The following is a 23,142-nucleotide window of genomic DNA, read 5'->3' on the forward strand; positions in this document are numbered from 1 at the left end:
ATTTGACACACCGCGCCTGACGTCTAGCTGAGACGCATGGGCAAGACACTTATTCTGGGAAGCAGCGGCGGCATCGGATCGGCGCTTGTGGCCGCGCTTGAGGCGCGAGGGGACACCGTAACCGGCCTGTCCCGGTCCGAACATGGGTTTGACATCACCGATCCGGCCCCGGTTGAAAGTCACCTCGCAGATCTGGGCCCCTTTGACCGGGTGATCGTCGCCACCGGCGCGTTGGAAATTGCCGGGGCCGCGCCGGAAAAGACGATCAAAGGGCTGAACGCCGATGACATGATGAACCAGTTCCGCCTGAACACTGTCGGGCCAGCTCTGGCGCTATCATATGCGCATCATCTGTTGCCGCGCGAGGGGCGCAGCGTTTTTGCGGTTCTGTCGGCCCGAGTGGGGTCGATCGGCGACAACAAGATCGGAGGCTGGATCAGCTATCGCAGCGCCAAGGCGGCGGTGAACCAGGTGGTGCGTACCTCGGCCATCGAACTGGCGCGCACCCATAAACAGGCCGTTATCACCGCGCTTCACCCCGGCACGGTGGCCACCGCGTTCACCGAAAAATACCTGGGCCGCCACCCGGCGGTCAGCCCAGAGGAGGCAGCGCAAAATCTGTTGGCCGTGATGGACGGCCTCACCCCCGATCAGTCAGGCCAGTTCCTCGACTGGGCCGGGAAACCCGTGCCATGGTAAAGCGTCTGATCCTTGTCTTGGGCGACCAGCTGTCGCCCGAACTCAGCGCCTTGCGGAAAGGTGATCCCGGCACGGACATGGTGGTGATGGCCGAGGTCGCGGATGAGGCGGGCTATGTCCCGCACCACCCCAAGAAAATCGCCTTCATCTTTGCCGCGATGCGCAAATTCGCGGCCCAACTGCGCGAGGATGGCTGGGACGTGCGGTATACCCAACTGGACGACAGCGAAAACGCAGGCTCCATCGTGGGCGAGCTTCTCCGCCGCGCGGAAGAAACCGGCGCGGATGAGGTGCTGGCCACTGAACCCGGCGAATGGCGGCTGATCGAGAAACTGAAGCACGCGCCTTTGAAAGTAACGCTGCTGGAGGATGACCGCTTCCTCGCCAGCCACAAGGAATTCGAAGATTGGGCCGAGGGGCGCAAGCAGCTTCGGATGGAGTATTTCTATCGCGAGATGCGGCGCAAGACGGGCCTCTTGATGGATGGCGATCAGCCCGAGGGCGACAAGTGGAATTACGACCACGACAACCGAAAACCCGCGCCGGATGACGTGACCTATCCCGGCCCGATGCAGTTCACCCCCGATGACAATGTGGAAGACGTGTTGGATCTGGTCGAGACCCGCTTTGGCGACAATTTCGGCACCCTGCGCCCCTTCCATTTTGCCACCGACCGGACACAGGCGCGGCGGGCGCTCACGCATTTCATCACTCACGCCCTGCCCCGGTTTGGCGATTATCAGGACGCGATGCTGGATCAGAACCGCTTCCTCTATCACGCGGTGATCTCGCCCTATCTGAACGTGGGCCTTCTGACGGTGATAGAGATCTGCAAAGCCGCCGAAGATGCCTATCGCGACGGCCACGCGCCGCTGAACGCGGTTGAAGGGTTCATCCGCCAGATCATTGGCTGGCGCGAATATGTGCGCGGCATCTATTTCCTGGAAGGCCCGGATTACCCCGCGCGGAACGCGCTTGGCCATGACCGCGATCTGCCCGCCTTCTATTGGGGGGCTGAGACCAAGATGCGCTGCATCTCAAAAGCCGTGGAGCAGACACAGGACCAGGCTTACGCCCACCACATCCAGCGCCTGATGGTAACCGGCAATTTCGCCCTGTTGGCGGGCATCGACCCATATCAGGTCCACGAATGGTACCTGTCGGTCTATATCGACGCCTATGAATGGGTGGAGGCCCCCAACACCGTCGGCATGAGCCTTTTCGCCGATGGCGGCATCATCGCGTCAAAGCCCTATGTGTCGTCGGGCGCCTACATCAATCGGATGTCGGATTACTGCAAGACTTGCGCCTACAAGGTCAGCGCCAAGACGGGTGAGGACGCCTGCCCGTTCAACCTGCTCTACTGGGATTTCCTGAACCGCCACCGCGACCGGTTCGAAGGCAATCCGCGCATGGCCAACATGTACCGCACCTGGGACCGGATGGACGAAGAGAGGCGCGAAACGGTGCTGAACGAGGCCGGGGCTTTTCTGCACAAGATGGACGCGGGCGAATTGGTCTGAGCCGCCCCGATTTTCTGAAAGGAAAGCGGGCCAAAGGCTGAACAACAAAACGCCGTTACGTCAGGTACATGATCCGCCAAGCCGCCGTAAGTGCGGGCTTTTCCTGACCTTCGATCTCAACCGTAACGTCAACGCTTGCCATCAACCGATCCGGGGAACGCTCTTCCAAACCGGACAGGACAAAGCGCGCGCGCAGTCGCGATTCAGCCCTCACCGGCGTCACAAAGCGTAGACGGTCAAAACCGTAATTGACGGATGCCTTCATTCCCTCAAGCGCGGGAAACGCGTCATAGGCCATGGCCGACAGCATCGAAAGCGTCAGCATGCCATGTGCAACAGTTCCGCCAAACATCGTATTCTTGGCACGCTCCGGATCGATATGGATGAACTGCTCATCCTCGGTGATCCTGGCAAACGCATCTATGCGCGCCTGATCCATGACAAACCAGCGCGATACCCCGATCTCCTGTCCGATCAGCGCATCAAATTCCGCGCGCGGTATCTGCTTATGAAACGGGCTGTCGGTCAAATGGCCGCCTTCCGGCTTTCATCCAGATAAATCTCGCGCAACCGCGGCGCCACACGCCCCGGCACACCGTCACCCAGGGCAACCCCGTCAATCTCGACCACAGGCATCACGAAGGTCGAGGCCGAGGTGATGAAAGCCTCATCCGCTTCCTTCGCCTCGTCGATGGAGAAATTGCGCTCCTCCACTTCCATCTGCGCCTCACGCGCAAAGCGCAGGACAGCGGCGCGCGTGATCCCGTGCAGAATGTCATTCGACAAGGCCCGCGTGATGATCTTGTTGCCCTTCACGATATAGGCGTTGTTGCTGGTCCCTTCAGTCACAAACCCGTCCTGCACCATCCAGGCATCATCGGCCCCGGCCTTCTTGGCCATCATCTTGCCCATCGACGGGTAAAGCAGCTGCACGGTTTTGATATCACGCCGACCCCAACGCATGTCTTCGATGCTGATCACCTTCATGCCCTTTTTCGCCGCAGGGTTATCCGCCAGGCCCGGTTTGTTCTGGGTGAACAGTACAATCGTCGGCGGCGTCACATCAGGGTCCGGGAAGACGAAATCCCGATCCGACGGCGCGCCGCGTGTGATCTGCAGATAAACCATCCCCTCTTCCACACCGTTCAGGCGCACCAATTCGCGATGCACCTCCAACAGGTCCTCTTTCGAGATCGGAGAGGTCATATCCAGCTCATCCAGCGACCGCTGCAGGCGCACCGCATGACCGTCAAAATCAATCAGCTTGCCATCCAGCACGCTGGTCACCTCGTAAACACCATCCGCCATCAGGAACCCGCGATCAAAGATCGACACCTTGGCCTGATCCTCGGGCAGATACTCTCCGTTCACGTAAACTGTGCGCATGCTGCTTGTCCTTATCCCCAAAGCGCGGGCGCGGGCGGATGCACGCCTGCCGCGTCGAATTCCAATGCTGTCTCGCGGTCTTCCGCCAGAAGAAGCGGGCCGTCAAGATCGGTAAACGCCACACCCTGCGCCACAAGCGTGGCTGGCGCCATGGCCAGAGACGATCCCACCATGCAGCCCACCATGATGCCATACCCTTCGGCCTGTGCCGCCTCTTTCAGCGCAAGCGCCTCGGTCAGCCCGCCTGTCTTGTCGAGCTTGATATTGACCATGTCATACTTGCCCTTCAACGCAGGCAGGGAGGCCCGGTCATGGCAGCTTTCATCGGCACAGACCGGCAGGGGCCGGTCGATCTCTCCCAGCATGTCATCGGCCCCGGCGGGCAGAGGTTGCTCCACCATCTGCACGCCCAGGCGCACCAGATGCGGGGCCAGCTCGGCATAAACATCCGCCGTCCAGCCCTCATTCGCATCGACGATGATCCGCGCATCTGGCGCACCAGCGCGCACCGCCTCAAGGCGGGCCATATCATCCGGCGTGCCCAGCTTGATCTTCAGCAAGGGCCGATGCGCATTTGCGGCAGCCTGTGCCTGCATCTTTGCGGGTTCATCCAGTGACAGGGTATAAGCCGTGATCTCCGGCCCCGGCACAGGCAGCCCGGCCAGCTCCCACACGCGCTTGCCTGTGGTCTTCGCCTCCAGATCCCACAGCGCGCAATCCACGGCATTGCGCGCCGCACCGGCAGGCAGAGCCTCCTGCAAAGCGGCACGGCTCACCTCGGCCGGCAGACCCGCAATCTGCGCCTCAACGCTTTCCAGCGTCTCGTCATAACGGGCATAGGGCACACATTCCCCCCAGCCCGTGACACCGCCGCGCGTGATCCGCACCGTCAGCACCTGCGCCTCGGTCCGCGATCCACGCGCGATTGTAAACACCTGCGCCAGCCGGAAAACGTCACGCGATACGCTGATGGTCATGACACCCTGCCCTTCTTCTCTTTCCAAATACGGCATCCTTGCGGCCCGCCCAAGGCGCGGCCGCGGGTCAGACCGCCTCAAGCGCCTCCGCCAGACGGTCGGCACCATGGCGGAACGGATCAACCGCAGGCAAGCCCAATTGAGCCTCGACCTTGGCCAGATAGGCGCGGGCCTCCTCCTCGCTCATATGTTGCGTGTTCACAGACACGCCCACAACCTCGCAGGCGGGGTTTGCGATCCGCGCCAGAGGCAGAGCCATGTCGCGCACCTGCTCCAAGCTGGGTGGGGTGTAATCCGGCAGTCCGCGCATCGTCTTGCGCGTTGGCTCGTGACACAGGATCAGCGCATCAGGCTGACCGCCATGGATCAGCGCCATGGTCACGCCGGAATAGGATACGTGATAAAGGCTCCCCTGCCCTTCGATGATATCCCAATGATCCTCCTCATTGTCAGGCGTCAGCCATTCCACCGCACCTGCCATGAAATCCGCGACCACCGCATCGAGCGGCACGCCATCGCCGGTGATCAGAATGCCGGTCTGACCTGTTGCGCGGAAGGTCGATTTCATGCCGCGCTTCTTCATCGCCTCGTCCAGCGCCAGCGCGGTATACATCTTGCCCACCGAACAATCGGTCCCCACGGCCAGAACCCGCTTGCCAGTGCGCTTCTTGCCGTTGGCGATGGGGTAATCCACTTCCGGCACGCGCACATCATGCAAAGCCCGTCCATGGCTTTCGGCAACAGCGACCAGATCGGGTTCGTCGCGCAACAGGTTATGCAACCCCGACGCCAGGTCGAACCCTTCGATCAGCGCCTGGGTCAGCACATCCTTCCAGGCCTGGGAAATCACGCCGCCCCGGTTCGCAACCCCAATCACGACCGTTTTCGCACCGGCTGCCTTGGCTTCTTCCAGCGTCATGTCGGTCAGACCCACATCCGCACCGCATCCCGGCATGCGGTATTGGCCAACAGCGTTGTCCGGCCGCCAATCCTTGATGCCTTGCGCCACTTTCGCGGCCAGCTGGTCAGGCGCATCGCCCAGAAACAAAAGATACGGTGTCTCGATCATGCGTCATCTCCCTGTTCGCGCGCCCGAGAATATCCAAAGACAGCCCAAGAGGGTCTCATTTTCACGTCAAAACATGGGCGGCAACGCAAATTTTTCCGATAGTAAGCGTCATATATCGAAGAATCGTGCACGCATTGACCGAAGCAGCCGATTCCAAAGCGCACCGCCCGCTGCAATGCCGCGATCATGCTGCACTTGCAGAATCAGCCTTGCGCGGCAGCGCGCAATTTAATACCAGCACACACCAGAAACGACGCAACAAAATTACCGGACCCACGCCCAATGAGCTTTCGCATCCAGCCCACGCCCCCTGCCCGCCCGAACCGCTGCCAATTGTTCGGCCCCGGCTCGCGCCCCGCGATTTTCGAGAAGATGGCAGGCTCGGCCGCGGATGTGATCAATATCGACCTGGAAGACTCCGTCGCACCCTCCGACAAGGACAGCGCCCGCAAGAACGTGATCGAGGCGATCGGTGATATCGACTGGGGCAACAAGACCCTGTCCGTGCGCATAAACGGGCTGGATACGCCTTACTGGTATCGCGACGTGGTCGATCTGCTGGAACAGGCGCCCGAGCGGCTGGACCAGATCATGATCCCCAAAGTGGGCTGTGCCGCCGATCTTTATGCCGTGGACGCCCTGGTCAGCGCTATTGAAACCGCCAAGGGCCGCAGCAAGCGGATCGCTTTTGAGGTGATCATCGAATCCGCTGCGGGCATCGCCCATGTCGAGGAAATCGCCGCCGCCACCCCCCGCCTCGAAGCGATGAGCCTGGGGGCCGCCGATTTCGCCGCCTCCATGGGCATGGCCACGACGGGGATAGGCGGTACGCAGGAAAACTACTACATCCTGCATGACGGCCAGAAGCACTGGTCGGACCCCTGGCATTGGGCCCAGGCCGCCATTGTCGCCGCATGCCGCACCCATGGCGTTCTGCCGGTTGACGGGCCATTCGGCGATTTTTCGGATGACGAGGGCTTCCGCGCCCAGGCCCGCCGTTCTGCCACTCTGGGCATGGTCGGCAAATGGGCGATCCATCCCAAGCAAGTCGCGCTGGCAAATGAGGTCTTCACCCCCTCGGATGAAGCCGTGACCGAGGCACGCGAGATTCTTGCCGCGATGGAAGCCGCCAAAGCAAATGGCGAAGGCGCAACGGTCTACAAGGGGCGCCTCGTCGACATCGCGTCAATCAAACAAGCCGAAGTCATCGTGCGCCAAGCGGAGATGATCGCGGGATCCTGATTTTTCCCGCCAGTTTTAATCAAACTGGTTGTCGTAACGGGCTGGTAACAGACCGGACCTAGGATCATCCCAACGCTCGGGGGAGCTGGGATGATACACACCTTCGCAGATGTCGCGGATTTCGCGGCATCGCTGTCACTGATTTTTGTTCTTGCGCTGGCCTATGGCGCACTGCACAGGCGGATGCCCGAAGGCATCTCGCCGCAGTTCGTGCTTGGCACCCTGTTCGGCATCATCGCCTGCCTTGAAATGCAGCGCCCCCTGCAACCCTTCGACGGCGTGCTGATCGACATGCGTAATGTGCCCATTGCCCTTGCCGGGGCCTTCCTGGGCCGGTCTGGCCTGGCCGCCTGCCTTGTGATTGCGCTGACCAGCCGCCTGTATCTGGGCGGCGCCGGGGCCATCGCAGGGGTTACCGGGATGATGGTTGCGGGCGGCATGGGTTACCTCTGGCACATCCTTACCATCCGCGCCGAACGCAGGCGGCTGGGGCAGATGATCGTGCTGGCTGCCATGATGTCCACGCATGTGGCCACGGGGCTGTTTTTACCCGGTCAACCGATGCTCTGGTTCTATCAGGAAGTGGCCGCATCCATGGCTCTTTTGAACCTGCTCTCTGTCTCGCTTGCGGCGCTTATCCTTGAACGGGAACGCATACAGCTTCTGGCCGAAGCGGCCTTGCGAGACGCAGCAAGTGTTGATGCCGATAACGGATTGCTGGTCTGGCCCAAGTTTCAAAAAGACATCGCCTTCCGGATGAGCGCCGCGCCCATCGGCGAAATCGCCGGCCTTGCCCTGATCCGGCTGGATAACCACGCTTGGGTCAGCAAGGTCTGGGGTGAACCCGAAGACAACGTGCTTCTGGGGGCTATCCGCGTCCGGCTGGAGCAATCGGATTACGGTTTCCAGCGCATTGGTCTGATCCCGCGCCACGGCATCGTCGTGCCCCTGTCCTCCAACCTGGCCGCGCAGCCCGACGAGGCCGCAAAAACCATCCAATCCCTGATCGAGGGGCAGGAATTCGCCCTGCCCGGCGGGCTCAAAACCAAACTGCGTGCCCGCGTGCTGATCTATCAGGCCATGTCCCATCAGGCCATGTCCGATCTTTTGCAGCAACTTTCCGAAGACAGTCAAAGACGACGACCGCAAGCCCTGGAAGACATCGCACCGCAATCGCAGGTTCCGCGACCGCAGCATAGCCCTGCGATGGATGTCCCGAACGGACAGGTTGACCTTCTGTTCGACAAGGCCGCTTTGCTGATGTCGACACGCTCGTTTTGAAACTCAGCGTCGCAGATCCTTGGGTGAGCCCATGACGACATAGGACGTGATCGCATTCACATGCGGCACCGTGCCCAGCACATCTGTGTGAAAGGTTTTGTAGGCCGTCAGATCCGCACACTCGACCCGCAGCAAGTATTCGATTGTGCCGGTAATGTTATGGCACTCCACCACCTCGGGCGCACGGGCCATGGCCCTTTCGAACTGCTCCTGGGAGGCTTTGGAATGGTTGCTCAGCCCCACCGCGACATAGGCGGTGAAGCGCACCCCCCGCGCGGATGGTTCTATCACTGCACGATAGCCGGTGATCACACCAGATCGCTCCAGCTCTTGCACCCGGCGCAGACAGGCCGAGGGCGACAGCCCGACACGGTCGGCCAACTCAAGATTGCTGATCCGCCCATCGCGGGTCAGCTCCTGCAATATCCGATCGTTTATTTCATCTGCCTTCGCCATTAATTGCAAAATTAGACAAATATCGCACCAATTCGCAACTTCATTCGGCAATTCTCGCGTCATTCTGTCGATATGAGCTATGACATCCTCCTTGCCCTTGGCGTCTTCGCCTTCGTCTCCTCCATCACGCCGGGGCCGAACAACCTTATGTTGATGGCCTCGGGCGCGAATTTCGGCTTTCGGCGCACGATTCCGCATATGCTGGGCGTGGGCATCGGCTTTGTGGTGATGATCCTTCTGGTGGGCACTGGTCTGATCGGCGTGTTCGACGCCTATCCGATCACCCACAACATCCTGAAGGCCGTCAGCGTCGCCTATCTTCTTTGGCTGGCCTGGCGCATCGCCAACGCCGCGCCCGCCGAACCCGGACAACCCGGCGGCAGGCCCATGACCTTTCTGCAGGCCGCCGCATTCCAATGGGTCAACCCCAAGGCCTGGACGATGGCGCTCACGGCAATCACCGCCTACACCCCCGACCGCAGCTTTGCCGCCATCGCGGTGGTCGGACTGATCTTTGGCCTGATCAACCTGCCATCGGTCGGGTCCTGGACGGTGATGGGCCAGCAAATGGCGCGGTTTCTGCAAAGCCCCATGCGGCTGCGGGCGTTCAACTGGCTGATGGCGGCGCTTCTTGTCGCGTCGCTCTACCCCGTGCTCTGGCCCTGACGGACATTGCATCCGCCCACATCACCGGCCATATAGTCCCGAGGCAAGGGACCAATGGCATGACCCAATATCTGGATTTTGAAAAACCTCTGGCCGAGATCGAGGGCAAGGCAGAAGAACTGCGCGCGCTCGCCCGTCAGAACGCCGAAATGGATGTGGAGGCCGAGGCGACAGCACTCGATGCCAAGGCCGACAAGATGCTGCGCGATCTCTACAAGGATCTGACGCCCTGGCGCAAATGCCAGGTGGCGCGTCACCCCGAACGGCCCCATTGCCAGGATTACATCGCGGCGCTCTTTTCCGAATACACGCCCTTGGCGGGCGACCGAAACTTCGCAGACGACCATGCGGTGATGGGTGGGCTTGCGCGCTTCAATGACCGCCCGGTCATGGTCATTGGCCATGAAAAGGGCAATGACACCAAATCCCGGATCGAACGGAATTTCGGCATGGCCCGGCCCGAAGGGTATCGCAAGGCCGTGCGCCTGATGGAGATGGCCAGCCGCTTTGGTCTGCCGGTGATCACGCTGGTCGACACGCCCGGCGCCTATCCCGGCAAAGGGGCCGAGGAACGCGGCCAATCCGAAGCCATCGCACGCGCCACCGAAACCTGCCTTCAGATCGGTGTGCCGCTGGTGTCGGTGATCATCGGCGAAGGCGGCTCGGGCGGGGCGGTGGCCTTTGCCACGGCAAACCGCGTGGCGATGCTGGAACACTCCGTCTATTCGGTGATCAGTCCCGAGGGCTGCGCCTCCATCCTGTGGAAAGACGCCGAGAAGATGCGCGAGGCCGCCGAAGCGCTGCGCCTGACCGCGCAAGACCTCAAACAGCTGGGCGTGATCGACCGGATCATCAAGGAACCGCTGGGCGGCGCGCATCGCGGCAAATCCGCCACGATCGACAGTGTTGGCCAGGCCATCGACGCCATGCTGACCGAGCTGGACGGCAAAGACCGTGCAGCCCTGATCTCGGACCGCCGGCGGAAATTCCTGAACATGGGGAACAAGGGCCTCGCCGCCTGACGCTGCGCCAAAGAAAATTCGCAGAGTTTTCTCAGCTGCGCCAGCGCAGCAGACGTTTTTCCGCCTGCCCGATCATCCAGCTGGTCAGAACCCCCAGCACCGACAGGATGACCACCCCGGCAAACAGCCGCTCCAGATCATAAAGCGCACCGGCCTGCAGGATGTAGGCACCCACGCCATATTCCGCGCCCAGCATTTCGGCCGCGACCAGCAGGATGATCCCGATGGCCACGCTCACCCTCATGCCTGACAGGATTCCCGGCAGCGATCCCGGCAAGACGATCTTGCGCACGATCGACATCCAGCTCAGCCCAAAGCTTTGGCCCATCCGGATCAGCGTCCGATCCACATTGTCCACCGCGCCATAGGTCGCTACGACCGTGGGCGTGAACGTACCCAGGGCAATCAGCGCGTATTTCGACCCTTCATCGATCCCGAACCAGATCACGAACAGCGGCAGCAGGGCGATCTTGGGAATGGGAAAAATCGCTGCGACCAGCGGTACCAGCCCCGCCCGGGCATAACTGAAAAGCCCGATCATCACACCGACCAGGATGCCCGCCGTGATGCCCATCGCACCGCCCACGACCAGCCGCGTCAGCGAGGGCACCAGATGCTGAAACAACAGCCCCGTGTTCCACAGATCGACAAAGGTGCGCGCCACATCGGACGGGCGTGGCAGCGTCAGGTTCGAAATCCAGCCTGCCCGCGTGCCCCATTCGATCACCGCAATCAGCAGCACGAAGACCACAATGCCGGTGCCGCGCCGTGCGGTGGGACGGAACCCGCCGCCCCTGAACGTAACCGGGCGTGCGTCAGACATCGGCCAGCTCCTGATCGGCGGCCAGCGCCTCGTCGCGCATCATCTCCCACAAACGGGTCTGGATCGCGTCCATTTCGGGCAGACCCGCGCGGCGGTCCCCCAGAGCAAAGGGCACCTTGATCACATCGCGCACCCGGCCCGGGCGGCGCGACAGTACCGCGATGCGATGGCCCAGCCGCACGGCCTCAGCCAGGTTGTGGGTCACGTAAACTCCGGTGAAGGGCTGGCGCGTCCACAGCGCGATCAGGTCATCCATCAACAGCTCGCGCGTCTGCGCATCCAGCGCCGACAACGGCTCATCCAGCAGCATCACTGCCGGGTTCACCGCCAGCGCCCGCGCTATGGCCACGCGCTGCTTCATCCCGCCCGACAGCTGGCGCGGCAGAGCCGCCTTGAAATCGTAAAGCTTCGTGCGTGTCAGCACATCGTCGATGATCGCATCGGCCGCGTGCCGCTCCAGCCCGTGATCCTCCAGCACCAGCGACACGTTGCCTTCCACCGTCCGCCAGGGCAGCAGGGCAAAATCCTGAAACACGTAAGTCAGCGGGTTCAGGCAGCCATGCGGCGGCGCGCCCAGCTGCAGAACCTGCCCGTCCGACGGCTGCTCCAGCCCGCCTAGCAGGCGTAGAAGCGTGGACTTTCCGCACCCGGACGGTCCGATGATGCACAGGATTTCCCCCGCCGGAATCTCCAGCGAGACATCGTCCAACACCACCATGTCGCCATAGCAGTGGGTGATATTCTGAGCGCGCAGATCCATGGCAGGTGTAGGCCGGGCTTCAGCCCGGCCCGACAGTTCAGCCCATCATCTCGGCATAGGACCCATCGACCAGCGTGTCGGTCGTGATGCTGTCCTTGACCAGGCCTTCGGATTGGAACCAGCTCAGCTGATCCCGAACCGATGCCATGTTCAGCGCCGCATTGGCATTGATGCGCATCGCGCCGTTGCGGATCGGGCCTGCGGCCTTTTCGAACGGGCGATCGGTATAGACATATTTGTGGATCAGCTTGACCATCTCTTCCTCGGCCCCGGCATCGGTGGTCTTGTCCACGAGGGCTGCATTGAAATCATCCGCCCCGCGCGAGAAGGCACGCAGGAACGCCTCGGTCTTGGCGCGCTCATTGGCGGCATTTTCGGCCGAGGTGAAGACGGTCGTCACCTGATATCCCGGCAGATAGTCAGCCACATCGCCGATGATCTTTACCGCGCCCGATCCGGCAAGACCCTTGGCGATATGCGGCACGATCGACCACGCATCGACCTGACCCGACTTCATCGCCCCGATGATCGCGCCCACCTTCTGCAGCGGCTTGAAGCTGACGCTGACGCCTTCGGCAGCGGCAATTTTCGAACCCATGTAATGGAACGAAGACCCAGGCTGCGTCACCGCAAATGTCTTTCCATCCAGCATCGACGCGCTGGTCAGCCCGGCCTCATAGGCCGCATTCGACGCAAGGATCTTCTGCCCGTCGATCCCCTTTTCCTCGCTCAACGCGCCGCCGATCACCTTGGCCGCGCCCTTTTCCGCAAGGCTGATCAGGCCGCCGGAAATCGCGGTGACCGCATAATCCGCATCGCCCGAGGCAATCGCCACCGCCATCGGCTGCGCCGCCTCGAAAAACCGGAACTCCACATCCAGACCTTCGTCCGCGAAATACCCCCGCTCAAGTGCTACAAAGCTGGCCGCGTGGCTGGTGAAGCGCAGCGCGCCCACTGTCATTTTCGTATTGGCCAGCGCCGGTGTGCCCAGCATCGGCAGCGCCGCGGCGCCCCCCATCAGACCCAGCGCGCCGCGCCGTGTGAAATCAGTCATCGAAAATCCTCCCGTTTGTGCCGTCACGATAGGCGGGGGAGGCTTCAAGACGCAACCTGAGAAATGGGTGTGAAACGCAGCCCTCAGGCCGCCAGCATCTTCAGGCCCTGCGTCACGTCAGACCGCACAGCCAGCCGCAGGCCGGGCTCATCGCCGGCCTTCAATGCGGCGATGATCATGCGGTGGAATTGTGGCGGTTCGGTCCGGCGCAACCGCCCGTAAAGCGCGCGCATCGTCGGACCCAGCTGCAGCCAGACGGTTTCGGCCATGGCCAGCATCGCAGGTGCCTGCGCGCGCAGATACAGCGTCCGGTGAAACTCCAGATTGGTCCGAATATAGGTCACCGCATCGCGCTGCGCGACGGCCTCGGCGATATTGGCGTTGATGGTCTGCAGCCGCTCGATCAGCGCGATATGGGCGCGCGGCAGGGCGCGGCTGGCCAGCTCCACCTCGATCAGGGCACGCAGGGCGGCCAGTTCCTCGATCCGCTCATTCGACAATTCCGGTGTCGACACCCGGCCCGAGCTTGACAGAAACAGCGCGCCTTCTGCCACCAGACGCCGCACGGCCTCCCGCGCCGGCGTCATCGACACGTCGAACTCTTTCCCGATCCCGCGCAGGGTCAGCGCCTGTCCGGGGGCCATTTCCCCATGCATGATCCGGGTGCGCAGGGCGCGATAGACCCGATCATGGGCGGCAGAGGTGTCAGCAGGGCGGGTGTTCATCAACATGACACCCATCTGTGATCACAAATCACCACCCGTCAAGATCAGAACTGATAGCGGTGCAGATCCTGCCCGTGTTCGCGCAACCATCGGCGGGGCGTTGCGTATGGCCCATGAATGCGTGTCACCCCGTCCCAGAACGCCTGGGAGTGATTCATCTCGGCCAGATGCGCAACCTCATGGGCCGCCACATATCGCAGCACCTGCGGTGGCGCCATGATCAGCCGCCAGGAATACATCAGCGTGCCGCGCGACGAACACGACCCCCAGCGCGACCGCGTATCGCGCAGGCTGATCCTTTCGAACCGCTGGCCCAGCCGTTCGGCATAGTGGTCAGACGCCTCAGCCAGCCGGTCACGCGCCAACGTCTTGAGAAAGCTCGCCACCCTGCGCGCCGCCTGCTCGGGCCGGCCGTTCACCGTCAGCTCCCCGCCGTCCAACCCGACACGCCTGCCCGGGATCACCTGCACCATCGCGCCTTCGACGGGAATGACCGCCCCCAGCGCCACCGGCACGACATCAGGCACCCCCGCCACATGGCCGCGCAGCCAATCGGCGCGCTCATAAGCAAAGGCCAGCGCTTCCTTCTGCGACACACCGCGCGGATGGGTCAGCGTGACCTTCCCGTCCAGCCGCGACACCCGCAGGCTGATCCGGCGCGCCCGGCCCGATTGGCGCAGATGCACCTTCACCGGGGGATCGCCGTTAATCACATGTTCAGCCACTGATGCCACTCTCTCCTGCCGCGGACTTGCCAAAGGCTTTGACACCGCCCACCTCATATGGCACGTGACCGGAATCGTCGATACGACTCAAGCTTTTTGAAGGGGATCTCAATGCCCAAGGAAGAATGGGGCACGAAGCGCGTTTGCCCGACGACCGGCAAGCGCTTTTATGACCTGAACGCCGACCCGATCGTCAGCCCATACACGGGCGAGGTGGTCGAGCTCGACACCACCAAGACCCGCATGATCGCGGCGGATGCCGAAGATGCTGCATCGCTGAAGGCGAAAGCCTCAGATGCAGATGATGATGCGGTCCTGGACGATGATGATGACGTCGATGTGGATCTGGATGATGATCTGCTGGAAGACGATGATGACGATGACAACGTCTCGCTGGACGAGCTTGCCGACGTCGCATCGGAAGACGAAGATTAAGCCAAAAGACCGGGCGGGTTTTTTTGCTTGATCCCGCCCGGTGATGCGCCTATTGAGCGGCGCACGAGATATTCTCGATCCGGGGCCTTAGCTCAGTTGGGAGAGCGCTTGCATGGCATGCAAGAGGTCAGGGGTTCGACTCCCCTAGGCTCCACCAAATCCCTCTATTCCGGTTTTTGACCTGTTGCGGCCGCGGTTTCTGCACCCGCTATGAATGCTGCGCCACTGCGCTTGGCAGCGCAGTCTGCTCCCGCAAAACAGGCTGCCTGCTGCTCAGGGCTTTCTCCGTGATGTCTGCAGCGAGTTTCACCCCGCCGGCAGCCTTCATGTGGGTCTGCATCTGCCGGGCGCGATCACGGAACCCGGGATCGTTCAGTACCGTTTCGATCAATCCACGCAGTTCCCCGGCCGTGGATTTCCGAAAAGACCCAACCACACCAACCCCCGACGCCCTGATCCGCGATGCAACACCAGGCTGATCATCCCCGCGCGGCAATGCGACCATCGGCACACCGGCTCCAAGCGCTTCGTTGGTCGTATTCATTCCCGCATGGGTAATCACCAGCGCCGCGCGCTCAATAAGCTGCACCTGCGGCGCAAAGCCCACGATCACAGCATCTTCGGGACGCGGGTCAGGCAAGTCCATGTTGCCCACACCCGCACCGTCGATCCATGCCCCAAGTCCAATCACTAACTGTGCGTTCACCCCGACGCAAGCCGACAGAATCGTCCGGATCGCCGCCGCATTCGCATCATTCACGACCGTGCCGACCGACGCATAGATCAACGGCCGCCCATTCAGCCTGTCCCAGGGAAATCCATGATCGGATTGCGGACGATCTGCGGATAAATGGCCAACATAGTGCAGGTTGGCAGGTACATCACTGCGCGCAAAATCAAAGGCGGCGCAGGATTGCGCCAGTTGCGCCAGCACAGAATTGCCATCGTCCACATGCCGCCATGGTTTCAGACCATGACTGCGGCGATGTCTATTGATCAGCTTAACCATCGGCTGATGCACCCAGCGCCGCCCTGCAAAGGCCAGCCTGGTTTTCGCCAGACCCCGTGCGGTTGTCGACGGCGTCCACCCGACATAAACCGGAGGCGACACGCGATCTTCATTGTTCAAAAGCGACGCACTCAGCGTGACAAAGGGGATGTCCAGCTGATCCGCGACAGCGGCCGCTGCCGGCAGGATCTGGTCGATGATCAACCCGTCAAGCTGCAGGTCCCTTAGCGTATCGGGAAGCCGTGTCAGCAGATCCTGCCCCTGTATCGTCAACCGGGTGCGGTATCTGACAAAGGATCCCGCGCCAACGAAATCGGCCAGCTTGGACAGCAGGGTGTTCTTGCGATACCTGTCCACATCTACCGGGAAACGCGCAAAACTCAGGCCCAGATCAAGCGCCATCTGCTTGGACCGATCACTTGCAATAACCGTGACACGATGTCCCCGGCGCACCAGTTCCGTCCCCAGACTACCTGCGGGCAGCAGATGCCCGGCAAATTCGGGCGCGACTATTCCGTAATGGGCCATAGCGTCCTTGCGACAACCGGGTGTGAAAGCAATCGGTGCCGCTGAATAGTGGCACCGATGCGATTCCCGGATCAATTTCAAATGAGGCTTGGGCCATCATTAAGCGCCTTCCCGCGCGCATCATCAAGGCGCGTGCCTGTCTCTCGTAGCGGGGCACGAAAAGCCCAAGTTGAACCGGATAAGGCGATCGCGCGTGACGCCGATGGCCTCTTCCTTGCTGCGCTCCCCCTCAGCGCAAAGCCGCATTTGTCCTGGCCTGTACCGTGCGGGCTTGGATCTGACAGCGCGTTCTTTTGAAACCAAATTCATCCCTGCCGCGCCGCCTAAAACAGCGTCACGTCCGTCTCGTGCGCTGGGGCCTGGCGCGGCCTTTCCCGCGCGGCAAGGGTCTGCGTCTGATCAATCGGGATCGTAAACACTTTCGCCTCTCCGCTCACCGGATGGAAATGCAACCTGCGTGCCTGTCTTCCCCCGGTATCCGCCTGCTCAATTCTGATCCCCTCACGCTTCATGTAGTCCTGCGCGAAACTGACATTGCGTGATCCGATGTCACCCAACCGTTCCACGATATTCGCGCCACCAAAAATCTTGGCGCGCAAGTGCGACCGGCTCGCGCCCATTTTCAGCAGTTCATTGATAAGAAGCTCGTTCGCCATCGCGCCGAATTTGACCTCGTTGCAGCCAGGGCGCCCCGAACTCGGCAATAGAAAATGATTGATCCCTCCGACACCCGACGACCTGTCGAACAACGCAACCGAAACGCAAGAGCCCAGAATCGTGGACATCGCCACTCCCGGATCTCGCGTCACGCGGTATTGCCCCTGCACCACGGACAACACCTTGTGCGTGCTCCACATCTCTCCATTGGGTGCATAAGACATCACGTCCACCTCCTGCGCGAGGCCAGTATGGCCGGGCCGATGTCGCCAACAGGCAATGTGCGATCCGCGGCACCCAACTCAAACGCCGCTCGGGGCATGCCATAGACCACCGATGTTTGTTCATCCTGAATGAAGGTTCGCGCCCAGGCCCGACGCAAGGCCAGCAGTCCCTGCGCGCCGTCACGTCCCATGCCGGTCAACAGTGCTGCAGACACATTCTGGCCATAGGGAACGGCCGAATGGAACAACTCATCCACCGAAGGGCAATAGGCCTGGCCTGTATGTGACGCCGCAAGCCGCATGCGCAGCGGCGTACCGGGACGCAGATGCAAGTGTCGATCGCCCCCCGGTGCCACATGGATCTGGCCCGGCGCCGGCCGCCCAATTGGATCAGCCTCGACCACTTTGGGCGTGACGTGAGAATCAAGCAATTGCGCCAGGCCCGCCGTGAAACGCGCACTGGTGTGCTGCACAAGAAAGGTCGGCGGGCAGTTCTTGGGGAAGCTTGCCAGAACCTCAATCAACGCCTCTACCCCGCCAGTCGATGCACCAAGCAAAATCACGCCGTCATCAAACTCCGCTCCGCGCGCATCCGGTTGTGCGGACGAAGGCCGGCGGTCACATGTCGAGCTGCCGACGCTTGCCTCGCGCAGGACGGCGCAAACTTGATCCGTGTGAACAACACGCAATCCTGCCCTCTTGCCGACATGTCCGATCGATGCGTCCGATTGGCCGCCCGACTGGTGCAAAACACAACGAATGGCCAGCGCGCGAAACAGAAACTGCAGAACCTCAAATTCAGCCAGCCGGGCAAGGGCGGTATTGACAAAAAACAGGTCCGGAACCCGGTGTTCTGCAATGTCGTAAGCGGCCACCAAATCCGCCACGATATCGACCCGCAAGCTGCGCCCGCTCTCCAATAGCCGGTCTCGAATATCGTGGGCACAAGATCTCTGTGGATCTGCAACAACAACGTGCATCGGACTTCTTTCAAGATGTTAGTTCAAGACCGGTGAGAGCCAGGTCGTCGGGTGCTGCACTCCGTTCTAACGTGCAGAAGTGACCCCAAGATTAACGATGCTCAAAGACTGCATATTCCTGTCACTGCTGTCTTCAGGCGGCTGTGAAATCCCTGCCCGAAAATCCAACCGAAAAGGGTCAGGATCGCGCATCTGAAATATCCCGTTCAGCGGTTCCCCCGCGCACAGCCAATCCAGCCGACAGTAGCGATCGGCAATGATCAAAGTCGCCAATCTGTGCTGCACCTCCTGCGAAACGGCTTTCAACCAGCAGAAGGTAGCACTCAAGCTCTCTCCATCCGCCACTGCGCGGAATTTTGACATATCTCCAGCCCCTGCGTCCTTTTGGTTTTCGCGATCGGGCATTCTCAAACGGGGCGGATCCGATCACTCTGGCTTTGACATTTTGCGGCAAGGCATGCGCAGCGCACGAAGGATTTGACCAGATTTCAGACGCGTTTGCCCGTCGGAACCGACCCAGTGACAGAAACCCCTGTTGGATCGTTGACAAACGACAGCAAGGATTACGCAACACCCAAAAGACCAGGCGCTATCGAAACCTGATGACCAAAGACGCGGCGGCATTGGTTCCATATCCCCCGGCAGTACACACTCAGCGCAAAGTCTCTCTACAAGAGAGATTACGTTCGTCACGCGTCGTCAAACAGCTCGATAACCGTTTGTTCACCTTTGGCATTTTCGCAAGCCCCCGGTGAGAGCAAATCGACATAAAATTCCAGCCTGAGTGTTTCGAGAACCTGCTCCAACGGCACCACAAGGTCCGGCTGAACGGCGTCTTCCAGCACTTTCAAAAGCGCGCTCGTGTCACGAAGTATCTGCGTTACCGCATCAATATTCTGCGCAGCAAGCGGTACCGGTTGTGAGGACGTGTTCGCCCTCGCAGTCAGAGACTCCCGCTCATAGTCATTCAAAAGAACGCGCATCCTATCTAAGCCAAGAGCCATCGCACGCATCGCGGACGCCAGCGCCACCCCCTCAGGCGCGGATTCTCTTCGCGCACTCAAGAGATACGCCCCACGACCATTTCGATGGACTTCTTCAACGTTTCATTCGTGAATGGTTTCTTGACCAGATTGTTGAGGCCCAACTTCTTGCCCATTGCGATCATCTGCTCATTGGGGGAGCCCGTCACAAGAATGAAGCCGATCTTCTGCGTCGCACTGTTGGTGCGCAGACCATGCAGTAACTGCAAACCATTCATCCCCGGCATGTTATAGTCGCACAGGACAAGGTGTACGGGGTTCGTCACAAGCTGAGCCAGTGCGCCCTGACCAGAGTTTTGAGTCTCGATTTTCCAGATTCCGATATCCTCCAACGCTTGTGTGATCAGCCCGCGGCTGACGGACATGTCATCAACAACCATCACGCGCAGTGCATCCTTCAGTGCCATAGTCTTACCCTTGATTGTTGAACTTGGTTGGTTGTGCCGACGCGGTCGCCTTCCGGTAGGTGGTCACCGCAACAGCGTCCAAGATGTTTTCTGCCGGCCCGTGAATCCGTTCGGAGTGACCGATGATCAGCGACCCGCCTTCGGTCAAACGCTCAACAAAGCGCATCCACAGCCTGCTTTGATCAGGCCTGTCAAAATAGATCGCGACGTTTCGGCAGAAGATGACGTCGAAACTTCCCTGATGCGACCAATGCTCCATCAGATTCAAGCGCTGAAACGTGATCATGGTTTTCAACTCTGCCTTCACGTGGTTTTGTGACGACGCCCGATCGAAGCTCGCAAAAACCTTTCTGATATCTGCGGGATCATCGAACCGGCATTCATCGCTTGCATAGACACCACGCCTTGCTGTCTCCAGCGCAGCTGGATCCACATCGGTTGCAAGGATCTGAATGTCTTGCCGCAGCACGTCCGGTGACATCGAAAGGAGTGTTCCCGCAATGGAATAGGCCTCTTGCCCCGTGGAACAGCCCGCCGACCAAATGCGGACACGCCGGCCCTTCCGTGCTTCACTCAAAAGCCCTGGCAGTACCTGTTTCTCCAGATAATCGAAGTGGTGACGTTCCCTGAAGAAATGTGTGACATTGGTCGTGAGCGCCGAGATGAACGGGTCTTTTTCCCGGGTACGTTCCGATTGAACCATCGCGCAGTAATCAGACACGCTTTGAGCGCCTGTAGCGCGCAACCTTTTTGCAAGCCGGGCCTGGATCAGCGCTTTTTTCGAAGTTTCCAAATGCAGTCCGAAAATGGCTTTCGCACATCGCGCGACGCTTCGAAAATCCTCGTCCGAGAACTGAAAAGACTGGTGTGAAGGGAGTTTCAAGTCTTTCATGCCACCAAGTCGCACGAGTCGTTGAACAAAATGCGCAGATCAATCACGCGTGACATGCCGTCGCCGACTTCCACCAATCCGCGTATCGAACGAATATCATTCGTCTGGCCAGTATTGGGCGCCGACCGAATGTTTTCCCCCTGGATCGTCAGAATTTCCGAGACTGCATCCACCAGCAAACCCACGGTCCGATCGCTCAGCACAACAACGATAATCACGTGTCGCGCAGTGGGCGTGATTGCCCCCAGTCCAAGTTTCGCTGACAGATCTATGATCGGGATAACCGAACCGCGCAGGTTCATCACACCCAAAACATCAGGTTGCGAAAAGGGCAGCGGCGTGACGGGAGACCAGCGACGGATTTCTCGAATTTCCGTGATTTCGATGCAGAAACCCTGACCGCCCGCGATAAGGGACACGAATTCGATATTCTGATCATCTTGCCATTCAACGGGTTCACTCATTCTAGATCTCCAGCTCGAATGTTATTGGAGTTTCATCGGCTTCAATCGCCATCTTGCTGACCGCGTCGGGATCAACGATGAGGGCGATTTTCCCGTCCCCAAGGATCGTCGCCGCCGACACGCCCGGAATGGCTCCATAGTTGGCTTCAAGACTTTTCATGACGACCTGCCGCTGGTCCGAAATATCATCGACCGACACCGCCACCGGGTTCGCGCCGCCCGATTGGATATGGACAAGCACGCTGCTTTCAGGATCGACACAGGAGTTATCGAGGCCCAGAATCGCGCCAAGGCTGACCACGGGGACAAAGGCGCCACGAATTGACAGCACATGCCCGTTCGGACCAAGTGGGCGAATGTCCCCAGTTCGTGGGCGGATTGTCTCGATAATGCAGGACAGAGGAAGAACCAGGGTTTGCCCCGCGACTGTCACGACCATTCCATCAAGAACCGCAAGCGTCAACGGGAGGGAGATCGAAAACTCCGACCCCTTCCCGGGTTCGCTTGAAATCGCGATGCGCCCGCCCATGGATTGGATCTCGGTCAGGACCACGTCCATCCCAACGCCGCGCCCGGACAGGTTCGTGACCGTCTCCGCAGTCGAGAATCCGGGCGCAAAAAGCAGATTGTCTATCTCCGCCTCGGACAGTTTCGCATCCTTTGCAACCAGTCCGCGCTCGATCGCCTTGGCGAGGATCTTTTCGCGGTTCAAACCACGACCGTCATCCCGCACTGTGATCATTACATGGCCCGAGCGGTGTTCTGCGCTGAGGCATAGCTGACCTTGCGAAGACTTGCCTGCCGCGCGCCGCTCGTCACCAGTCTCAAGCCCATGGTCGACCGCATTGCGGACCAGATGGGTCATCGGATCGGTCAGGCGTTCTACAAGGCTTTTGTCGATCTCCGTCATCTCGCCTTCCATGACGAAGTTCACATCTTTGCCTGTGGCATCACCAGCCTCGCGCGCGATACGCGCCATGCGCTGAAACAACGGTTTAACCGGCTGGGCTCGGATCGCCATGACGCCTTCCTGGATGTCTCGCGCAAGAAATCCGTAGTCGTCCAGGTCTGCCATCAGATCCGAATTCTGTGCAATCCCGCTCGCGACAACCTTTTGGGAGATCACCGCCTGATTGATGATAAGCTCACCAACTGTATTGATCAGTCGGTCCACACGATCGGGATCCACGCGCAACGTGGGTCGTTTCGATTGCGGCGCCGACTGACGGGCCTTTCCGGCGGGTTCCGAAGGCCCTGCTGCTGTGATCGGCGCGTCAACCGCACCGTCCGGTTCAACAGCATCACCCACCGGAGGCAGAGTTTCGGTTTCCTCAAGCGCGATCTCAAGAGTGCACAGCCCCTCCACGAATTCGAAGACAGCGCCGATCTCTTCTCGGGAGACATCACCCGATACGGTGACCGTCCACGACAGATAACTCTCCGCAGGGTCGATATCCGCCAAGACTGGCAGGGCGTCCGTGTCACATTCGACAACCACATCGCCCAGGTCCGCAAGCGCCATGAAAAGGATCACTGGGTCATGGCTGTTTTCGTACAGCGCCCGCTCCGGCTTGAAGGTGATCTGATAGCGTGCATCGCCTGTCAGCTCGCCCGCGTCGCCCAAGTCCCCAAGGTCACTCAATTCGATCGCTTCGAACGGCAGCGCCTCAAAACTGAACGCGTCCTCCAACCCGCTTTCGGAAGATGCCCCTCCCACGCTTGACAGGGCGGTCAGTTCCGCTTTGACCGCGGCCATCGCTTCCGGCTGTTGGCCGGTTTCGGCATGGGCCTCCTCCACCAGCGCCGCCAGCACATCGCTGGCGCGCAGGACGGTCTTCATCACCGCCGGTGTCACGTCCAGGGTTTCCGCGCGGATCTGATCCAGCACGTTTTCATAGATATGCGCAAAGCTCACCAGATCCTCGAGGCCGAAGGCACCGCCCGACCCCTTGATCGAATGCACCGCCCGAAAGATCGCGTTCACGGTCTCCGGATCGGCCGTGCCGTCGGACATGGCCGCCAACCCTTCGCTCAGGGCGTCCAAAAGATCCTCGCATTCGGCGAAAAACGTGGCTTTCAGGCTGTCCATGCTCAT

Annotated in this window: 26 protein-coding genes and 1 tRNA gene; 8 read left to right on the top strand and 19 right to left on the bottom strand. The window is 60.5% G+C overall.

The window, feature by feature from the left end; genetic code table 11:
* Positions 1 to 36: 36 nt before the first annotated feature.
* Both TR61_RS02070 and TR61_RS02075 read left to right on the top strand, forming a co-directional pair.
* Positions 37 to 699, top strand: a complete 663-nt coding sequence (locus tag TR61_RS02070; protein WP_050927888.1) for an SDR family NAD(P)-dependent oxidoreductase — start codon at positions 37 to 39, stop codon at positions 697 to 699.
* Positions 693 to 2,222 (top strand): cryptochrome/photolyase family protein, encoded by a 1,530-nt coding sequence (locus TR61_RS02075; RefSeq protein WP_050927889.1) that lies wholly within the window; start codon positions 693 to 695, stop codon positions 2,220 to 2,222. Before TR61_RS02070 ends, TR61_RS02075 begins: the two co-directional genes overlap by 7 nt.
* A gap of 55 nt (positions 2,223 to 2,277) precedes the next feature.
* Here the strand turns inward: TR61_RS02075 and TR61_RS02080 are convergent, their stop codons facing one another.
* From TR61_RS02080 to dgcN, 4 genes are all read right to left on the bottom strand, one after another.
* The gene (locus TR61_RS02080) at positions 2,278 to 2,751 is read right to left on the bottom strand and encodes a MaoC family dehydratase (protein ID WP_050927890.1); all 474 of its coding nucleotides are present in this window, start codon (positions 2,749 to 2,751) and stop codon (positions 2,278 to 2,280) included.
* On the bottom strand, positions 2,748 to 3,608 hold the full coding sequence (locus tag TR61_RS02085; protein WP_050927891.1) for a D-amino-acid transaminase: 861 nt from the start codon (positions 3,606 to 3,608) through the stop codon (positions 2,748 to 2,750). The genes TR61_RS02080 and TR61_RS02085 overlap by 4 nt, the downstream gene beginning before the upstream one ends.
* 11 nt (positions 3,609 to 3,619) lie before the next feature.
* Entirely contained in the window at positions 3,620 to 4,585 is a 966-nt protein-coding gene (gene dgcA / locus TR61_RS02090; RefSeq protein WP_050927988.1) for an N-acetyl-D-Glu racemase DgcA, read from the bottom strand.
* A gap of 67 nt (positions 4,586 to 4,652) precedes the next feature.
* Positions 4,653 to 5,654, bottom strand: a complete 1,002-nt coding sequence (gene dgcN / locus TR61_RS02095) for an N-acetyltransferase DgcN (protein ID WP_050927892.1) — start codon at positions 5,652 to 5,654, stop codon at positions 4,653 to 4,655.
* A 282-nt stretch (positions 5,655 to 5,936) separates the two neighbouring features.
* On the opposite strand from dgcN, the gene TR61_RS02100 reads away from it, so the two are divergent.
* Together TR61_RS02100 and TR61_RS02105 are read left to right on the top strand one after the other, a co-directional pair.
* Entirely contained in the window at positions 5,937 to 6,896 is a 960-nt protein-coding gene (locus TR61_RS02100; protein WP_050927893.1) for an L-malyl-CoA/beta-methylmalyl-CoA lyase, read from the top strand.
* A gap of 90 nt (positions 6,897 to 6,986) precedes the next feature.
* On the top strand, positions 6,987 to 8,177 hold the full coding sequence (locus TR61_RS02105; RefSeq protein ID WP_050927894.1) for a LytS/YhcK type 5TM receptor domain-containing protein: 1,191 nt from the start codon (positions 6,987 to 6,989) through the stop codon (positions 8,175 to 8,177).
* Positions 8,178 to 8,180: 3 nt separating this feature from the next.
* On the opposite strand, the gene TR61_RS02110 is transcribed toward TR61_RS02105, so the two are convergent.
* Entirely contained in the window at positions 8,181 to 8,633 is a 453-nt protein-coding gene (locus TR61_RS02110) for an Lrp/AsnC family transcriptional regulator (RefSeq protein WP_050927895.1), read from the bottom strand.
* Between the two features lie 72 nt (positions 8,634 to 8,705).
* Here TR61_RS02110 and TR61_RS02115 point away from each other — a divergent pair, with 72 nt between their 5' ends.
* Positions 8,706 to 9,299, top strand: coding sequence for a LysE family translocator (locus tag TR61_RS02115; protein WP_050927896.1), 594 nt, complete (start codon positions 8,706 to 8,708; stop codon positions 9,297 to 9,299).
* 59 nt (positions 9,300 to 9,358) lie between these two features.
* Positions 9,359 to 10,321 carry an acetyl-CoA carboxylase carboxyltransferase subunit alpha gene (locus tag TR61_RS02120; protein ID WP_050927897.1) on the top strand — a complete coding sequence of 321 codons (963 nt, stop codon included), beginning with the start codon at positions 9,359 to 9,361 and terminating at the stop codon, positions 10,319 to 10,321.
* A 31-nt stretch (positions 10,322 to 10,352) separates the two neighbouring features.
* Here the strand turns inward: TR61_RS02120 and TR61_RS02125 are convergent, their stop codons facing one another.
* The 5 genes from TR61_RS02125 to TR61_RS02145 form a co-directional block, all read right to left on the bottom strand.
* Positions 10,353 to 11,144: an ABC transporter permease gene (locus tag TR61_RS02125; protein ID WP_050927898.1), complete on the bottom strand. Its 792-nt coding sequence runs from the start codon at positions 11,142 to 11,144 to the stop codon at positions 10,353 to 10,355.
* The gene (locus TR61_RS02130) at positions 11,137 to 11,904 is read right to left on the bottom strand and encodes an ABC transporter ATP-binding protein (RefSeq protein ID WP_050927899.1); all 768 of its coding nucleotides are present in this window, start codon (positions 11,902 to 11,904) and stop codon (positions 11,137 to 11,139) included. Before TR61_RS02130 ends, TR61_RS02125 begins: the two co-directional genes overlap by 8 nt.
* Positions 11,905 to 11,941: 37 nt before the next feature.
* Complete coding sequence (locus TR61_RS02135) at positions 11,942 to 12,958, bottom strand: ABC transporter substrate-binding protein (protein WP_050927900.1); 1,017 nt, start codon at positions 12,956 to 12,958, stop codon at positions 11,942 to 11,944.
* Between the two features lie 83 nt (positions 12,959 to 13,041).
* Positions 13,042 to 13,689 (bottom strand): GntR family transcriptional regulator, encoded by a 648-nt coding sequence (locus tag TR61_RS02140; RefSeq protein ID WP_172676922.1) that lies wholly within the window; start codon positions 13,687 to 13,689, stop codon positions 13,042 to 13,044.
* A 38-nt stretch (positions 13,690 to 13,727) separates the two neighbouring features.
* Positions 13,728 to 14,408, bottom strand: coding sequence for a M48 family metallopeptidase (locus TR61_RS02145; protein ID WP_050927902.1), 681 nt, complete (start codon positions 14,406 to 14,408; stop codon positions 13,728 to 13,730).
* A 111-nt stretch (positions 14,409 to 14,519) separates the two neighbouring features.
* On the opposite strand from TR61_RS02145, the gene TR61_RS02150 reads away from it, so the two are divergent.
* Complete coding sequence (locus TR61_RS02150; RefSeq protein WP_050927903.1) at positions 14,520 to 14,843, top strand: TIGR02300 family protein; 324 nt, start codon at positions 14,520 to 14,522, stop codon at positions 14,841 to 14,843.
* Positions 14,844 to 14,924: 81 nt separating this feature from the next.
* Positions 14,925 to 15,000, top strand: a tRNA-Ala gene (locus tag TR61_RS02155).
* Between the two features lie 51 nt (positions 15,001 to 15,051).
* Here the strand turns inward: TR61_RS02155 and TR61_RS02160 are convergent.
* The 9 genes from TR61_RS02160 to TR61_RS02200 form a co-directional block, all read right to left on the bottom strand.
* Positions 15,052 to 16,380 (bottom strand): glycosyltransferase, encoded by a 1,329-nt coding sequence (locus TR61_RS02160; protein ID WP_050927904.1) that lies wholly within the window; start codon positions 16,378 to 16,380, stop codon positions 15,052 to 15,054.
* Between the two features lie 323 nt (positions 16,381 to 16,703).
* Complete coding sequence (locus TR61_RS02165; RefSeq protein WP_050927905.1) at positions 16,704 to 17,261, bottom strand: chemotaxis protein CheD; 558 nt, start codon at positions 17,259 to 17,261, stop codon at positions 16,704 to 16,706.
* Positions 17,261 to 18,241, bottom strand: a complete 981-nt coding sequence (locus TR61_RS02170) for a CheB methylesterase domain-containing protein (protein WP_082181806.1) — start codon at positions 18,239 to 18,241, stop codon at positions 17,261 to 17,263. The genes TR61_RS02165 and TR61_RS02170 overlap by 1 nt, the downstream gene beginning before the upstream one ends.
* A gap of 66 nt (positions 18,242 to 18,307) precedes the next feature.
* On the bottom strand, positions 18,308 to 18,646 hold the full coding sequence (locus tag TR61_RS02175) for a hypothetical protein (protein WP_050927907.1): 339 nt from the start codon (positions 18,644 to 18,646) through the stop codon (positions 18,308 to 18,310).
* 284 nt (positions 18,647 to 18,930) lie between these two features.
* The gene (locus TR61_RS02180) at positions 18,931 to 19,272 is read right to left on the bottom strand and encodes a hypothetical protein (protein ID WP_157440799.1); all 342 of its coding nucleotides are present in this window, start codon (positions 19,270 to 19,272) and stop codon (positions 18,931 to 18,933) included.
* Between the two features lie 29 nt (positions 19,273 to 19,301).
* Positions 19,302 to 19,691 (bottom strand): response regulator, encoded by a 390-nt coding sequence (locus TR61_RS02185; protein ID WP_050927909.1) that lies wholly within the window; start codon positions 19,689 to 19,691, stop codon positions 19,302 to 19,304.
* Between the two features lie 4 nt (positions 19,692 to 19,695).
* A complete protein-coding gene (locus TR61_RS02190; RefSeq protein ID WP_050927910.1) occupies positions 19,696 to 20,583 on the bottom strand; it encodes a CheR family methyltransferase in 888 nt (295 codons plus the stop codon).
* Positions 20,580 to 21,047 (bottom strand): chemotaxis protein CheW, encoded by a 468-nt coding sequence (locus TR61_RS02195; RefSeq protein ID WP_050927911.1) that lies wholly within the window; start codon positions 21,045 to 21,047, stop codon positions 20,580 to 20,582. The genes TR61_RS02190 and TR61_RS02195 overlap by 4 nt, the downstream gene beginning before the upstream one ends.
* Before the next feature lies 1 nt (position 21,048).
* Entirely contained in the window at positions 21,049 to 23,142 is a 2,094-nt protein-coding gene (locus tag TR61_RS02200; RefSeq protein WP_050927912.1) for a chemotaxis protein CheA, read from the bottom strand.

Source organism: Aestuariivita boseongensis, assembly GCF_001262635.1.
Taxonomy (GTDB): domain Bacteria; phylum Pseudomonadota; class Alphaproteobacteria; order Rhodobacterales; family Rhodobacteraceae; genus Aestuariivita; species Aestuariivita boseongensis.

Excerpts from the sequence above, each read along its gene's own strand:
- TR61_RS02170 (WP_082181806.1), bottom strand. The coding sequence starts at position 18,241 with ATGCACGTTGTTGTTGCAGATCCACAGAGATCTTGTGCCCACGATATT.
- TR61_RS02190 (WP_050927910.1), bottom strand. The coding sequence starts at position 20,583 with ATGAAAGACTTGAAACTCCCTTCACACCAGTCTTTTCAGTTCTCGGAC.
- TR61_RS02100 (WP_050927893.1), top strand. The coding sequence starts at position 5,937 with ATGAGCTTTCGCATCCAGCCCACGCCCCCTGCCCGCCCGAACCGCTGC.
- TR61_RS02085 (WP_050927891.1), bottom strand. The coding sequence starts at position 3,608 with ATGCGCACAGTTTACGTGAACGGAGAGTATCTGCCCGAGGATCAGGCC.
- TR61_RS02115 (WP_050927896.1), top strand. The coding sequence starts at position 8,706 with ATGAGCTATGACATCCTCCTTGCCCTTGGCGTCTTCGCCTTCGTCTCC.
- TR61_RS02125 (WP_050927898.1), bottom strand. The coding sequence starts at position 11,144 with ATGTCTGACGCACGCCCGGTTACGTTCAGGGGCGGCGGGTTCCGTCCC.
- TR61_RS02075 (WP_050927889.1), top strand. The coding sequence starts at position 693 with ATGGTAAAGCGTCTGATCCTTGTCTTGGGCGACCAGCTGTCGCCCGAA.
- TR61_RS02150 (WP_050927903.1), top strand. The coding sequence starts at position 14,520 with ATGCCCAAGGAAGAATGGGGCACGAAGCGCGTTTGCCCGACGACCGGC.
- TR61_RS02160 (WP_050927904.1), bottom strand. The coding sequence starts at position 16,380 with ATGGCCCATTACGGAATAGTCGCGCCCGAATTTGCCGGGCATCTGCTG.
- TR61_RS02195 (WP_050927911.1), bottom strand. The coding sequence starts at position 21,047 with ATGAGTGAACCCGTTGAATGGCAAGATGATCAGAATATCGAATTCGTG.
- TR61_RS02135 (WP_050927900.1), bottom strand. The coding sequence starts at position 12,958 with ATGACTGATTTCACACGGCGCGGCGCGCTGGGTCTGATGGGGGGCGCC.
- TR61_RS02140 (WP_172676922.1), bottom strand. The coding sequence starts at position 13,689 with ATGTTGATGAACACCCGCCCTGCTGACACCTCTGCCGCCCATGATCGG.
- dgcA (WP_050927988.1), bottom strand. The coding sequence starts at position 4,585 with ATGACCATCAGCGTATCGCGTGACGTTTTCCGGCTGGCGCAGGTGTTT.
- TR61_RS02070 (WP_050927888.1), top strand. The coding sequence starts at position 37 with ATGGGCAAGACACTTATTCTGGGAAGCAGCGGCGGCATCGGATCGGCG.
- TR61_RS02110 (WP_050927895.1), bottom strand. The coding sequence starts at position 8,633 with ATGGCGAAGGCAGATGAAATAAACGATCGGATATTGCAGGAGCTGACC.
- TR61_RS02130 (WP_050927899.1), bottom strand. The coding sequence starts at position 11,904 with ATGGATCTGCGCGCTCAGAATATCACCCACTGCTATGGCGACATGGTG.
- TR61_RS02165 (WP_050927905.1), bottom strand. The coding sequence starts at position 17,261 with ATGTCTTATGCACCCAATGGAGAGATGTGGAGCACGCACAAGGTGTTG.
- dgcN (WP_050927892.1), bottom strand. The coding sequence starts at position 5,654 with ATGATCGAGACACCGTATCTTTTGTTTCTGGGCGATGCGCCTGACCAG.
- TR61_RS02200 (WP_050927912.1), bottom strand. The coding sequence starts at position 23,142 with ATGAGCATGGACAGCCTGAAAGCCACGTTTTTCGCCGAATGCGAGGAT.
- TR61_RS02105 (WP_050927894.1), top strand. The coding sequence starts at position 6,987 with ATGATACACACCTTCGCAGATGTCGCGGATTTCGCGGCATCGCTGTCA.
- TR61_RS02120 (WP_050927897.1), top strand. The coding sequence starts at position 9,359 with ATGACCCAATATCTGGATTTTGAAAAACCTCTGGCCGAGATCGAGGGC.
- TR61_RS02185 (WP_050927909.1), bottom strand. The coding sequence starts at position 19,691 with ATGGCACTGAAGGATGCACTGCGCGTGATGGTTGTTGATGACATGTCC.
- TR61_RS02175 (WP_050927907.1), bottom strand. The coding sequence starts at position 18,646 with ATGCCCGATCGCGAAAACCAAAAGGACGCAGGGGCTGGAGATATGTCA.